The organism is Winogradskyella schleiferi (assembly GCF_013394655.1).
Classification (GTDB): domain Bacteria; phylum Bacteroidota; class Bacteroidia; order Flavobacteriales; family Flavobacteriaceae; genus Winogradskyella; species Winogradskyella schleiferi.
In genome coordinates, this window is sequence record NZ_CP053351.1 from 3,463,784 (window position 1) to 3,479,204 (window position 15,421).

Here is a 15,421-nt window from a genome sequence, read left to right on the forward strand (position 1 = left end):
GTCATTTGAGTATGACACTTGTTTTTATTTGGATTTAAACATTTAAACAAATAATTTAGAACATCAATAGAATATTATGAGAAGATTTGTTCAATTAATCGTTTGTGGTTTAGGTTTATTGTTTTTCCTTTTTGTTAAACCAATTGTGAATTATGTCAAGAATTTCGCAGGTTTTGAAAATTGGGAAAGCTCTATCCTTATTCCACAAAGAGAAAATTTTTTAATTGCATTATTGGCTTGGTTATTAATTATTTTTTTACGCAAGGGAAAACGGATTTTCTTGAAACAATATGATCTTTCGGCAGAAGATAATTTAGATGCGAGAAAAATGTATACCCAAATTAATCTGTTGGAAAAAATCATAATTTTCTTTATCGTTCTTTTTGCGGCCGGTTTTATATTACTGTCTTTTGATGGCATTAAAAAAATAGGCTACGGTATATTTGCTTCCGCAGGTTTAGCAGGAATTATTATTGGTCTATCAGCTCAAAAAGTAGTTGGCGCTTTATTGGCCGGAATTCAAATTGCTATTACACAGCCTTTTAGAATTGACGATGCCGTTGTGGTAGAAAATGAATGGGGTTGGATAGAAGAAATTAACCTCACTTATGTCGTAGTTCGTCTGTGGGATAAAAGACGATTAGTGTTACCTTCAAACTATTTTTTAGAAAAGCCCTTCCAAAACTGGACGCGAACGTCTGCAAATATCATTGGCTCTGTTTTTATACACACCGATTACACCGTTTCTTTTGAAGCGATGCGAGAGGAATTAGACCGCATTTTAGAGCATACCGATTTATGGAATAAAGAAGTGAAGGTATTACAAGTTACAGATGCAAAAGAGCACTCCGTAGAAATCAGAATCTTAGTAAGCGCAAAAAACTCACCTACAGCGTGGGATTTACGTGTTCATGTCCGTGAAAAAATGATTGAATTCTTACAAAAGAATTATCCTGAAAGTTTACCAAAAACACGTATTTTGTTAGATGATAAAACAAAGCCTGATACTAAATCAGTTGAATAGCGATCTTAAACACACACATTTAAAAGCTGTTTCAACTGCCATATGAGATATGTTGATTCACACCATTCCATTACCAAATTATGTCCTAACAAATTTAGCTTGGAACAGCTTCTCAAAATGCTTTAAAAGTTTTTCTTTCAACGCTGCTTCGTCAATTTTTTCAACACCCAATTCAACATTCAAAGACGTAACTGCCTTTCCTTTAATGCCGCAAGGAATAATATGGTCAAAATAACCTAAATCAGCATTCACATTAAGCGCAAAGCCATGCATCGTTACCCAACGGCTTGCTCGTACGCCTAAGGCACAAATTTTTCGAGCAAACGGTGTACCAACACCCAACCAAACCCCTGTTTCGCCTGGACTGCGTTCCGTCTTAAGTCCATATTCAGCTAAAGTGAGAATAATCATTTCTTCTAACAATCGTAAATACTTATGGATATCTGTAAAGAAATTATCCAAGTCCAGAATCGGATAACCCACAATCTGTCCTGGTCCATGATAAGTGATGTCGCCTCCTCTATTTATTTTATAAAAGGTCGCATTTTTGTTGGTTAATTGCGCTTCAGAAAGTAACAAATTAGATAGGTCACCGCTTTTGCCCAAAGTATAAACATGTGGATGTTCTACAAAAAGAAAATGATTATCGGTTTCTAACCCAGTGTCTTCCCTTCTATTCTTAATTTTAGTATCTAAAATAGCTTTAAAAAGTGATTCTTGGTAATCCCAAGTGTCTTTAAAATCTTGAGTTCCTAAATCTTGGAATTTTATGGTTTTGTTCAAATCTTAATCTTCTAAAACAACTTCAAAATCCAATAATTTTGGATCTTTCAGCATATCGATGAATCCAACTTCAAAGGTAACTGTCTTTCTATCTTCACTAAACATCGCACCTTCTTTTGAAAATGATTTTACAGCTCTGGGAAAATGATAATTAATTTTATAGTTGGAGCCTCCAAACATCATGGCAGATTGCCCCAAACTATCGATAGATTGCTGATGTTTTTCTACATCAACAATTTCAACATTTCGTTTAAAAATTTTACCGTCGAAAGCGTAATTTACAGTTGTAGAACCATCGTCTGCCATACTAGAAAAAGGGCTTGAAGGTGTATTTTGAGATGCACCACCTTTACCTTGGAGATTACTAAAACTATTCATGGCTTTAAACATATCCTGTAAGCTATTAGCATCTTTAAAATCCGTTTCCAAATCCATAGTCATAGAATTTTGTTCAGGATCCATAACCATATGCAGTCTAAAATCTTCAAGGGCTTTAATTTTTTGCTGTTCTTCCTGAGATAAAGTAGCGATACTATCTTTATACTCTTCAATAAAATCTTTAAAGACTATTGTAGAATCCATAGCCTTTTCAAGATCTTCAGAAGATTTTCCATCGCCCATTTCCGACACCATTTGCATCATTTCAGAAGCATCTAAAGAAAACTTCATTTTACCGCTACCATCTTCATTAATGTAGATATTTTCAGAAAACTGACAGTTTGTAAGTAACACAGCGAACAAACAAGACAGCACTATATAGACATTTTTCATTTTTAGATTTTATTTGGTTCTTAAGTGTCAAAGATAAGAATTTATCGTTCAGGATTATTTAATATAACCAAAGCGGCAATAACTCCTGGAACCCAACCACAAAGCCACAATAAAAAAGTAATAACAATAGAACCACAACCTTTATCTAAAACAGCTAAGGGTGGACAAATAATAGAAAGGATAACACGCCAGATACTCATAATTCGATTTTTGATTTGATGTATTTATAGGACGTTAATTCGATCAAAATGTTACAATTTTTGTGATTTCTATATATTGAAATAAGAATAAAATTATGTAGATTCGTTACATGCGACTACTGATTCTTTTGGTCTTTTTAGTTATGTCTTTAGTTTGTAAAGCACAGTATTCATTTTCGGGCTATACCAATACCGAAGAATGGGATCGGTCTGTATATCTTTCTATAGTTGAAGATTACCGAAAAATGTCTGGCGTATATTCTGAACAAATCATCGCAAAAACAACCGCAGATTCTACTGGTTATTTTGAATTTAAGGGCAATATGCTCGATGCCGAAAACCGAATCTATCGTATTCACGTGGATCGCTGTTCTGAAGTCCAACAAGATATCAATCATTTTAATGGGCATTGTAATGATAGCGAAGCACTGTTGTTTATTGCCAAAAATACGGACAGTTTGAAGCTGCCCTTATCGTTTGGCAATCAGGTTTTTTGTAGTGTAGAATCCAATAATCCCAAAGCCAATGCGTTTGTAAAAATCGACTCGTTGAAAAACGATATGCGTTTTGCTTATGGCGAATTTAGAAGCGAAGCCAACCGTAAACTCAACAACAAAAAGTGGTTTAAAACCCTTCAATCTTTCGGAGAAGCTTTGAATGAGCCGCTTGCAGAACTCTACATTTATTCCTATTTATCGGATAGAAGTAGTGATTTGCACAGTTATTATGTCGAAGACTTAAAACAAAATGATTATTATAATCATCTCAAATCACGTTTGGAAACCACGTATCCAAACGCTAGCTATACCCAACAATACACTAACGAATTAGAAGCCGACCGTTACATGTTAGCCGCTTCAGATGGAAACTCGCCGTCCAACTGGCGTGTTCTACTCTACATCTTTTTAGGCCTTTCTTTAATTCTGAATTTATTTTTTCTATTCCAATTTTGGAAACGTAACCAATCTAAAATAGAGGATTTAAAAGCCAAATTATCAAAACAAGAACAAGTCGTTTTAGAGCATTTGCTCTTGGACAAATCCAATAAAGACATTGCAGAAGCCCTTTTTTTAAGCGTAAGTACGGTTAAAACGCATACAAACAACATTTACAAGAAATTAAATGTACAATCTAGGGATGACGCAAAATCCCTATTTATCAAATAGTTACAAAATTCAACCTTGGTACTAGTACCGATTTCCAACCCTGTTTATTCAAAATTCACATCTTTAATCTTGATGTTTGTTTCAATATTAATCAATAAAATTTTTTATTATGAAACGCACATTAAACATTGCCATTCTATTAGTTTTAACACTAAGTTTTTTTAATGCCGCACCAACAGAATTCGACAAATACGATTCTAAAGTCGCCGTTATAAAATTTAAAACCGAAGTTCTTGACTATGGCACCATTATCCAAAATTCTGATGGCACACGACTTTTTACGTTTACCAATACAGGTGACGCACCTTTACTTATAACAAAAGTAACAACCACTTGTGGCTGCACAGTGCCAAAATATTCTAAAGTACCCGTTTTACCAGGGGAGACTGGAGAATTGAACATTAAGTACGACACGAAAAGACTTGGTGCTTTTACAAAGACCATAACTGTGATGTCTAATGCTGAAGGTGGAAACAAAATTCTGAAAATCAAAGGGACAATTGTGACGGCTGAGTAAAAGCTGTGAATTAATTCAATACTTTGTCATTTCGACAGACTGAAGCATGAGTGACGAGAAATCTCATTTGAAACTATTATAACTGAGATTTCTCGATTTTGCTCGAAATGACAACAAATTTAATTTTTTCTTAAATCATCATCTCATCAAGAAATGAAAACGAACATTTTTTCAACCCAAAAGAAAGTAAAACTTAATTCAGTTTAAGAACAAAACGCTATGTCTACGGCAATAATTTAAAAATAGTGAAACAGTCTCAAAAAGCGCAGAAATTAGATTCTGAAAATAGGCAAATTCATAAAAATATTGCGGCTTTAAAATCTATGTAAAAAGGTGTTCGCTAATTTTCTGAAATAACGTAATTTTGCATCGGTCTGCCGAAAAAGGCAGAATTCTAAAATAATAAGAATGCAACTTTCAGAACAAGAATTAGTAAGACGCCAAAAGTTAGAAAAGCTAAGAGCTTTAGGTATTAATCCTTATCCAGCGGATTTATATCCAGTGAACCATACTTCGAAACAGATAAAATCCAATTATGAAGAAGGTAAACAGGTCGTTATTGCTGGTCGTCTCATGGCCATTAACATTCAAGGAAAAGCATCTTTTGCACAATTGCAGGATAGCGAAGGTCGTATTCAAGTCTATTTTAATAGGGATGAAATCTGCGAAGGCGAAGACAAATCTAAATACAATGATGTCTTTAAAAAATTATTGGATTTAGGCGATTTTGTTGGTATTGAAGGCACACTTTTCACCACGCAAGTTGGTGAGAAAACGGTTATGGTAAAAGATTTTAAATTGTTGAGTAAAGCGTTGAAACCTTTACCAATCCCAAAACAAAAAGATGGGAAAACTTATGATGCGTTTACGGATCCTGAGCAACGCTATAGACAACGTTATGCCGATTTAGCGGTTAATCCACACGTGAAGGAAGTCTTTGTAAAGCGTACAAAATTGTTTAATGCGATGCGCCAGTTCTTTAATAACGCTGGTTATTTTGAAGTGGAAACGCCAGTTTTGCAACCTATTCCTGGAGGTGCAGCAGCACGACCGTTTGTAACACATCACAATAGTTTAGACATTCCGTTGTACATGCGAATTGCAAACGAATTATACCTAAAGCGTTTAATCGTAGGCGGATTTGATGGCGTCTATGAATTCTCTAAAAATTTCCGTAATGAAGGTATGGACAGAACCCATAACCCAGAGTTTACGGCCATGGAAATCTACGTCGCTTATAAAGATTACAACTGGATGATGGATTTCTGCGAGCAGTTATTGGAGCATTGTGCTACTGCCGTTAACGGAACTTCAGAAGCTACTTTTGGTGAGCATAAAATTAATTTTAAAGCGCCATACAAGCGTATTACGATGCGTGATTCAATTTTGGAATTCACAGGTTTTGATATTTATAATAAGTCTGAAGACGACATTAGAGCAGCAGCAAAAGGTATGCATATCGACGTGGATGAAACCATGGGTAAAGGCAAGCTGATTGATGAGATTTTCGGTGAGAAATGCGAAGGAAATTATATTCAGCCAACATTCATTACCGACTATCCAAAAGAAATGAGTCCGTTATGCAAAGAGCACAGGGAAAACCCTGAATTGACGGAACGTTTTGAATTGATGGTCTGTGGTAAGGAAATTGCCAATGCCTATTCTGAGTTAAATGATCCAATAGACCAGCGCGACCGTTTTGAGCACCAATTAAAATTAGCTAAAAAAGGGGACGACGAAGCAACAGAGTTTATAGATGAAGACTTTTTACGAGCTCTAGAATACGGCATGCCACCAACCTCTGGAATGGGAATTGGTATGGACCGTTTAATTATGTTCCTAACTAACAATCAGAGTATCCAAGAAGTATTGTTCTTCCCGCAGATGCGACCAGAGAAGAAAAAAGTTGATCTTAGCGATAATGAAAAGGCCATTTTAGAAATTCTAAAACCTGAAAAACGAATGGACCTAAATGGCCTAAAATCGAAATCTGGATTGAGTAATAAAGGATGGGACAAGGGTATAAAAGGTTTAGGTAAACATGGTTTAACAAAAGTTGAAAAAACGGGTGATGGTTTGTTTGTTGAGATATTGTAGTTTAGAACTACATTAATTTTAAAAAGTGCTAATCTCAAATTAGCACTTTTTTTATGATTTAAATTAAAAATCAACTATCGTTAATATGACATTCTTTTCTCTCCAATGCAGTAGCTATAATATGGTCCAAATATGCTCCACAAAAAGTTAATTTAGTATCGAAATTAAGATGCTTTACCTCTAGAACATTGTATTTCAGTTTTCTATATTCCTTAAGACAAAAGGATTGATAAGCTATTCTGGTTTTACAAAGACCTGATTATTAATTTGAACACGCTTTAAACTCACATTAATCAACATTATACCTAATTTTTAAACAAAACATCAAAAATAAAGTTAAAATAACTATGTTTTTTTATATATTGTAAAATACATCCCCTACATATCTATTATTCAACTTCCTACCGCATTAATGTGCGTGTAATGATTTTATTGTGCTTCAAAAATAATAGATTATGACAAGAGTTTTACTACTAATACTATTCTTTACTTATGTGAATTTTTCTTTTTCGCAAGATGACCCATGTAATGCTATGCCCTTACCATTAAGTGCTGTTGGTTCCTGTACATATATTATAGGAGATAATACTGGGGCAACAGATTCAAGCAACGCAAATATTGATTCTCCTACTGGGTGTGGGCCATATGGCGCAAACTACAATGGTGCTGATGTTTGGTTTTATATAGATCTTGGGCCTACTACTACAGGCATACAAATAGACTTAACTCACATTGGAACGTCTAATTTTGATGATGGTGTTGTTGCGCTTTATACTGGTAATTGTAGTGGAACTTTAACTATTGTTGCATGTGATGACGATTCGGGTTCTGGTTTACTTGAAGCCAATATTAGTGTTTTAAATGGACTTACTCCTAATACAAGGGTTTATATTCGTGTTTGGGATTGGGGAGGCAATGACGAAGGTGCATTTAATATTTGTGCTTCAGAGATTGAAGATCCTTGCAACAACACAACCAATATACCCAGTTGTGGAACTACAGCCATAAATACCACAATAGCTTCAGGGTTTGGCGCATTTAATGACTCAAGCTGTTTTGACGTTCCAGGTGACGAAGCTGTTTTTTCATTTACACCAACAGTAACTGGCAATTATTCGATTACCCAGATCTCAACTTTCGGTCATATTAATTATTTGTATCAAACGAATTGTGCACCAACAGGATGGACATGTATTGATGATTTAATTGGCAATAATGAAACAAGTGGTACTTTTACCTTGGTGGCCGGAACAACCTATTATATCTTGCTTGATTCGGAAGACAATTCTGGAGGTAATGTTAGCTTTACTTTAAATTGCCCAATACCACTACCAGGATGTGGCGATTCATTTTACGATAGTGGAGGTTTAGGCGGTAACTACAGTAATAATGAAAATGAAACGACAACTATTTATCCCGATACACCAGGTGATGCCGTGACTGCAACATTTACAACTTTCGAAACAGAAGAAGATTATGATTTTCTCTTTATTTATGATGGTCCTAATAATACATTCCCTCTTATAGGAACATACACTTACACAAATAGTCCAGGCACTGTTACTTCTTCAGACCCGAGTGGCGCGCTAACCTTTGTGTTTACAAGTGATGGTTCAATTACTGACCTTGGATGGGAAGCCGATATTACATGCGCACCTTATGTCCCTCCAACAATCTGCGGATCTACATTTACCGATAGTGGTGGTGGAGGTAACTACTTTAATGATGAAAATACAACTACAACATTAACTCCAGATGTACCTGGTACTAATTTGGTTGCAACTTTTACAGCTTTCGAAATAGAAGACAACTATGATTTTCTATACATTTATGATGGTCCTAACAATACATTCCCACTTATAGGAACTTACACTGACACAAATAGTCCAGGCACTGTTACTTCTTCAGACCCAAGTGGCGCGCTAACCTTTGTGTTTACAAGTGATGGTTCAATTACTGACCCTGGATGGGAAGCCGATATTACCTGTGTAAACAATTGCAACCTCATAATTACAGACACTATTTATCCATTAGGTGCTGACGATTGCACACTTGATTATATAGAACTCACCACAAATGCTCCTATACCAGAGCCAACCAACACCATATACTCTGAAAATTTTAGTGGAGGAGCTTTTCCTGCTGGATGGACAAGAGTGAATGGAGCAGCTAGTGCCAATTGGATAATTTCCAATACAACTAATGCTGGAGGAACAGCAAATGAAGCGATGTTAGATTGGACAGGTGGAAGCCATAATAGCACTTGGAGGTTAAGTTCTCCTCTTATTGACATTACTGGTCAAACAAATCTCCATCTTGGTTTCAGACAGGATTTTAATGTTGTTTCATCTCCCACAATGATAGGCATTTATGTAGAAACCTCTACTGATAACACAAATTGGACAACTCAATATTCCGTTTTAAACCCTTCTGCAGATGTAATTAGTACAGAAAATATTGACATTTCAGCTTTAGATGGTAATACTGATTTATATATAAGATTTAGGCTGTCTGGTAATACCACATATTTAATTGATTGGTCAATCGATGATATAATAATTACTGCAGACGGCATTCCATCACCACCACAAGTAACCTGGTCTCCTGCAGATGGCCTTTATACAGATGCCGCATTAACCACACCTTACGTTTTGGGTAACTTTGCCGGCACAGTATATGCCGCACCAAATGGTGTTGAAATTTATACTGCTGAATATCCAATTGGCTGTACTGATAACGTAACTGTTACCTTTAACAAGAAAATATGGAATGGCACTCCTGGTAATACAGATTGGAACACCGCTACTAATTGGCTACCTAATGGTGTACCCGTTATTACAAATTGTGTTGTAATTCTAGATACTGGTGGAAATAATCCCATTATTAATGGCACCACTGATGGCTTTGGCTATACATTAACTGTAGAAAATAATGCAGCACTTACACAACAATCTAACTCTACACTAACCATTGACAACACGGTTACGGTGCAAACTGGTGGCTTATACACTATGGAAGACAGTTCTAGTCTTATACAAATTGATAATGTTAATAACACGGTGGATGGTACATTTACAATGGACAGAACAGCCATGATAAGACAGAATGATTATGTTTATTGGTCTTCACCAGTTTCTAACTTCAGTTTATCTAACATTTATGGTGCTAATACTCCAAATTACACTTACCAATGGATACCAACCATACCAGCTGGAAACACACCTCCACCAGTTACCCCAATCTGTTTTGGTGACTGGGCTTCGTATTCAGGTAATATGGATATAGGTAAAGGTTATATCTCAAGAGCTCCAATTGGCCATCCCGCAGGACCAGCAGTTGCAACAGCTACATTTACAGGTACAGCCAATAATGGTGTTATCACACAAGCCATAATTAGCGGAAATAATAACATACTCAATAACAATTTTACCCATATTCCAAACGGTACACCTCTAACCGTAACGCCTTTGGATGATAACTGGAATTTAATCGGAAACCCATACCCATCAGCCATAAGTGCCGATGATTTCTTGTCTTTCCCTGGAAATTCAATAATTGAAGGCGCTGTTCATATTTGGACGCACGGTAGCGCTCTTGGCACCTATACCGATTCGTTTTACAATGATTTTGATCAGAGTTATAACCCAAATGACTACATCACATATAATTTAACAGGTGTTACCAATCCTAACCCAACATTTGCTGGCGAAATTGCGTCTGGTCAAGGGTTCTTTGTACTTTCCCTTAATGACAATGAGACTGGCAGCGTGACTTTTAATAATTCTATGAGAAGTAATGGGTATGATAATAGTGATTTTTATAGAACTAGCTCAGATGATGAGGAGGATGAAACAAGTACAATTGAACGCCATCGGATTTGGCTCAATTTAATTGCTCCAAACCAAAATTCTTCAAGTACTCTTGTCGGTTATGTTGCAGGAGCTACACAAGCAAAAGACAGGTTATATGATGCTTACACCTTTGAATCCAACACTTTAAGTATTTACTCGAAAATAGAAGATAAAAGTATGTCTATACAAGGACGTCAATTACCATTCGATTCTAACGACCAAGTGCCTTTAGGGATAGATGTTCCAGAAAGTGGAGATTATATGATAGGTATTGCTGCATTAGACGGTCTATTTGAAGGAGAAAATGGTCAGGACATTTATTTAGAAGACACGACTACTGGCATTATTCATGATTTAAGAAATAGCCCATATTCCTTTAACATAGAAGAAGGCACTTATAGTGACAGGTTTTTATTAAGATACACTAACGAGACTTTGAGTGTTAATACATTTGAAGACACTTCGAATTTAACAATCTATATCGAAGACGAATTGGTTCAACTAAAATCTGAAACACAAGCTATTAAGTCTGTGAAAGTATATAATGTTTTAGGACAAACCTTGATAGAAACAGGTACAATTAATAGTTTCCACTATGCGCTTCGGGATTTAAGTCCTACTAACGGTGTTCTATTTGTTAAAGCCATATTAAATGATGGTAGGCAGAAAATTCAAAAGATTATGTATTGAGTTTTAGGTTATCGAAATAAAACAAAAATGACCTCATTATCTAATAGTTGAGGTCATTTTAATTTTCCAAAGCTTCGTTCTAAAATGATATTGTTTTAAGCTATAGTCCAATTTCTTAAAACATTTAGTCATCTTGATCATGCGTTTCTATTAATCAGACAAGCATTTACTATGCCTATAACGTACCGTGTTTTACATCATTACAAGGTCAAAAAAATAGGAAACATAAAATAATTGCCACATTTTTAGTATTTTCACATCTGCTATAAATAATGAAACATTCCATTATTATGAAAAAGATTTTTATACTATTGGCTGGTATAGTTTTAACGGTTTCCTGTGGTAATGATACTGATGACTTAATACCAGTACCTGACTGCAACACCGTAACCAACTTATCGTCAAATTCAGTTACCGACAACTCAGCAATAATTACTTGGGATACTTCAGACAACGCAGCTTCTTATGCAATAGAATATGGCATTTCCGGATTTGCCTTAGGTAACGGAACAACAGTTTCTGAATCTGATACAGCCATTGAACTTACAGGTTTACAAGCCAACACACCATATGATTTTTATATTCAAACGATTTGTAGCGCAAGTAACACTAGCGCATATTCAGATGTTTATAGTTTTACAACCTTAGTTCCAAATGTCGTTGCAGCTTTTGAGACCAATCTTTCTGAACTGAATTTATTTACTGGCAGTTTGAATGCACTCAATATCAGCCCAAAAGCATTTGAATATAACTTGAATTCTGCCTTGTTCACAGATTATGCCCACAAACAACGTATAATTGCTTTACCAGAAGGCACAAGCATGGAATTTGATGGCGATGGTTTACCCATTTTTCCAGACCATACGGTTATTGCAAAAACATTCTACTACAATATAGATGAACGTGATCTTAGCCTAGGGCGACAAATTATTGAAACTCGGATTTTAATTAAGTTAAATGGTATTTGGGAAACCGGAGATTATAAATGGAACGAGGCACAAACTGAAGCCGTATTGGATTTAGAAGGAAGCACATTGCCTGTCACATGGATTGATGCCGCTGGGAATTCAAATTCAACAAACTATAAGATCCCTTCAAATACAGATTGTTTTACATGCCATGCCAATAATGAGGAGATATTTCCTATAGGTCCAAAATTAAGGTCAATGAATTTTGATATCAATGGCGTGAATCAATTGGAGCAATTTATAAGTAACCAACACTTAACAGGGTTAGAAAATACCGCCTCAGTTAGAGTACTTCCAAATTGGGAAGACATCTCGCTTCCCTTGGAAACCAGAGCAAGAGCTTACATGGACATTAACTGTGCGCATTGCCATATTCCGGGAGGCACTTGTGCAGACCAATCTTCTTTAAATTTCGCACTTGAAACACCTTTAGAAGAGAGTAACATTGTAGAGCAAAGTGTCTCAATTGATTATAGAGTTTCATTCTTTTCAGAAGGCGTAAGTATGCCATTTATTGGAACTACCATGCGTCATGCCGAAGGCTTGGATATGATTCAAGAGTATATGAATTCCCTTTAAGTCTCAGGTCGAAGTATGTTTTTAAGAATCACGTTAAAAAAACACTAAAATCGCTATTTAAATTGACAGATTCTTAACAGAACTGTATTTTCGTCGAAATTTAATAAAAACGACGATTTTGAAAAACGTATCCATCAAACTATTCTTTGTAGTTTTAGGTTTAATTGCATTTTCATGCTCAACTGCAAAAAAAGCTGGTAAATCAAAAAATGATGCCACAGCAATGGCAAAACCTTCAGGAAAAAAACCTGGAAAAAATGACCCAAAACCTTTTGACAAAGTCATTACTAAAGAGGCTAAAAGTGATAAAGGCTTATTTACCGTCCATAATTTAGATGATAAGTTCTTTTATGAAATCCCAGATTCTCTTTTTAATAAGGAGATGTTGATGGTGACGCGTATTTCCAAAACAGCTTCAGGACTTGGTTTTGGAGGTGGTAAAATGAACGAGCAAGTATTGCGATGGGAAAAGAAAGGTAAAAAAGTAGTCCTTAGAGTTGTATCTTACAATGTCGTAGCTGCTGATTCACTTCCTGTTAACGAAGCAGTTTTAAATTCTAATTTCGAGCCTGTTTTATTCACATTCCCTATTGCAGCATACGGTAAGGATTCTACAAGTACCGTAATTGATGCTACTCCTCTATTTGAAAAAGATGTAAAGTCATTGGGATTGTCGCAACGAGCAAGAACACCCTATAAAGTCTCACGTTTGGAAAGCGATAAATCATTTATTGAAAGCATTAAAAGTTACCCAAGAAATATTGAGGCAAGACACGTAAAAACCTATGCTGCCGGAAATCCACCATCAAATACCAGCACTGGAACAATTTCAGTAGAAATTAATAATTCTATGGTTCTATTGCCAGACAACCCAATGAAGCGTCGTTATTTTGATGAACGTGTCGGCTGGTTTACAAGTAGCCAAACCGATTATGGTTTGGAAGATCAAAAAAGTAAATCTTTACAATTCTTGGACCGTTGGCGATTAGAAGTTAAAGATGAAGACATCGAGAAGTTTCAACGTGGCGAATTAGTAGTCCCAAAAAAACAAATTGTGTACTACATCGATAGGGCAACACCAGAAAAATGGAGAACGTATATTAAGCAAGGCATTGAAGATTGGCAGGTGGCTTTTGAAGCTGCAGGATTTAAAGAGGCTATTATCGCTAAGGATCCGCCAACTGTTGAGGAAGATCCTGAATGGAGCCCAGAAGATGCACGTTATTCAGTGGTTCGTTATTTAGCCTCTCCGATTCCCAATGCCAATGGACCTCACGTAAGTGATCCAAGAACGGGAGAGATTTTAGAAAGTGATATTAATTGGTATCATAACGTGATGTCATTATTACGTGGTTGGTTTTTTGTACAAACCGCAGCGATTAATCCTGATGCCCAGAGTCCACAGTTTAAAGATGAAGTTATGGGACGTTTAATTCGTTTTGTATCTGCTCACGAAGTAGGTCACACTTTAGGCTTACCGCACAACATGGGAAGCAGTGTGGCTTATCCTGTTGAAAAACTGCGTGATGCAGAATTCACTAAAAAATTCGGCACTGCACCATCCATAATGGATTATGCTCGTTTTAATTATGTGGCACAACCTGGTGACGAAGGTGTGGCTTTAATGCCAGACATCGGCACTTACGATAAATATGCTATTGCTTGGGGTTATAGACCGATTTTAAATAAAACGGCAGAAGAAGAAAAACCAATTCTTAATGAATGGATTACCAAACATGCTGGAGACCCAATGTATCGCTTTGGACATCAGCAAGCAGGTGATGTTGTAGATCCTAGTTCACAAACTGAAGATTTAGGGGACAATGCTATTTTGGCCAGTGCATATGGAATTAAAAACTTAAAGCGAATTGTGCCTAACTTAATTGAGTGGACTACAGAAGCTGGTGAGGATTATGATGATTTAGAGGAAATGTACGGTCATGTATTATCCCAATTTAACCGTTATATGGGCCATGTTTCCAATAATATTGGTGGTGTTTACGAATATTATAAAACGGCAGATCAAGATGGTGCGGTTTATACTGCGGTCCCAAAAGCACATCAAAAGGAAGCCATGAAATTCATTCAAGATAATTTATTTGAAACGCCGGAATGGTTAATTGACAAAGAAATTTTTGATCGTATAGAGTTTTCAGGTTCGGTGGAGCGCCTTAGAGGACTGCAAGCAAGAACGCTTAATAATATCATGAGCTTAGGTAAAATGCAGCGATTAACAGAAGCGCATACTTACGATAGCGCGAGCTATTCTTTAACAGATATGATGAGCGATTTACGTAAAGGCGTTTGGAGCGAATTGCGTTCTGGAAAATCAATTGACACGTACAGACGTAATTTGCAACGTGCTTATATCGATAGAATGGCCTACTTGATGACGGCAAAAGATCAAAGCGGAAGATCTAGAAGTCCTTATGTAAAAATGACTGCTGTTAACACTAGCCAATCCGATATCAGAGCGGTTGTTAGAGCTGAATTAAAAACGCTACGATCTCAACTTAGAAATGCACGTGGTGGCGATGCTATGAGTAGAATTCATATTGCAGATGCTATTGAACGTATTAATCTTATTTTGGATCCTAAGTAATCCAAATTATAATTCATAAAAAAGGCTTCAAGATAATATTTTGAAGCCTTTTCTGCTTTCAATAATTTAATTCAATTACTAATTTGAAATACCGCCATAAAATGCCGATTTTTCCAATACAAAAATTTCAGACAAGGAATAGTATAATTAAAGTATGATGATTGTTCTGCATA

At 36.0% G+C, this 15,421-nt stretch carries 10 protein-coding genes; 7 read left to right on the plus strand and 3 right to left on the minus strand.

Annotation, left to right across the window (positions count from 1 at the left end; translation table 11 throughout):
- Nucleotides 1–76 precede the first annotated feature (76 nt).
- Nucleotides 77–1,024: a mechanosensitive ion channel family protein gene (locus HM990_RS15095; RefSeq protein WP_178989942.1), complete on the plus strand. Its 948-nt coding sequence runs from the start codon at nt 77–79 to the stop codon at nt 1,022–1,024.
- 78 nt (nt 1,025–1,102) lie between these two features.
- Here the strand turns inward: HM990_RS15095 and lipB are convergent, their stop codons facing one another.
- The 3 genes from lipB to HM990_RS15110 are packed head-to-tail and all read right to left on the minus strand — an operon-like array spanning nt 1,103 to nt 2,778.
- Nucleotides 1,103–1,807: a lipoyl(octanoyl) transferase LipB gene (gene lipB / locus HM990_RS15100; RefSeq protein WP_178989944.1), complete on the minus strand. Its 705-nt coding sequence runs from the start codon at nt 1,805–1,807 to the stop codon at nt 1,103–1,105.
- Between the two features lie 3 nt (nt 1,808–1,810).
- Nucleotides 1,811–2,578, minus strand: a complete 768-nt coding sequence (locus HM990_RS15105; protein WP_178989946.1) for a hypothetical protein — start codon at nt 2,576–2,578, stop codon at nt 1,811–1,813.
- 41 nt (nt 2,579–2,619) lie between these two features.
- Nucleotides 2,620–2,778 carry a YqaE/Pmp3 family membrane protein gene (locus tag HM990_RS15110; protein WP_083796616.1) on the minus strand — a complete coding sequence of 53 codons (159 nt, stop codon included), beginning with the start codon at nt 2,776–2,778 and terminating at the stop codon, nt 2,620–2,622.
- Between the two features lie 110 nt (nt 2,779–2,888).
- Here HM990_RS15110 and HM990_RS15115 point away from each other — a divergent pair, with 110 nt between their 5' ends.
- The 6 genes from HM990_RS15115 (at nt 2,889) to HM990_RS15140 (ending at nt 15,248) form a co-directional block, all read left to right on the plus strand.
- Nucleotides 2,889–3,944 (plus strand): response regulator transcription factor, encoded by a 1,056-nt coding sequence (locus tag HM990_RS15115; RefSeq protein WP_229719277.1) that lies wholly within the window; start codon nt 2,889–2,891, stop codon nt 3,942–3,944.
- Between the two features lie 109 nt (nt 3,945–4,053).
- Nucleotides 4,054–4,461 (plus strand): DUF1573 domain-containing protein, encoded by a 408-nt coding sequence (locus HM990_RS15120; protein ID WP_178989948.1) that lies wholly within the window; start codon nt 4,054–4,056, stop codon nt 4,459–4,461.
- A 408-nt stretch (nt 4,462–4,869) separates the two neighbouring features.
- Nucleotides 4,870–6,558, plus strand: a complete 1,689-nt coding sequence (lysS, locus tag HM990_RS15125; protein ID WP_178989950.1) for a lysine--tRNA ligase — start codon at nt 4,870–4,872, stop codon at nt 6,556–6,558.
- Between the two features lie 455 nt (nt 6,559–7,013).
- A complete protein-coding gene (locus tag HM990_RS15130; RefSeq protein WP_178989951.1) occupies nt 7,014–11,099 on the plus strand; it encodes a CUB domain-containing protein in 4,086 nt (1,361 codons plus the stop codon).
- Between the two features lie 290 nt (nt 11,100–11,389).
- The gene (locus HM990_RS15135) at nt 11,390–12,646 is read left to right on the plus strand and encodes a fibronectin type III domain-containing protein (protein WP_178989963.1); all 1,257 of its coding nucleotides are present in this window, start codon (nt 11,390–11,392) and stop codon (nt 12,644–12,646) included.
- Nucleotides 12,647–12,761: 115 nt separating this feature from the next.
- Nucleotides 12,762–15,248, plus strand: coding sequence for a zinc-dependent metalloprotease (locus HM990_RS15140; RefSeq protein WP_229719441.1), 2,487 nt, complete (start codon nt 12,762–12,764; stop codon nt 15,246–15,248).
- Nucleotides 15,249–15,421 lie beyond the last annotated feature (173 nt).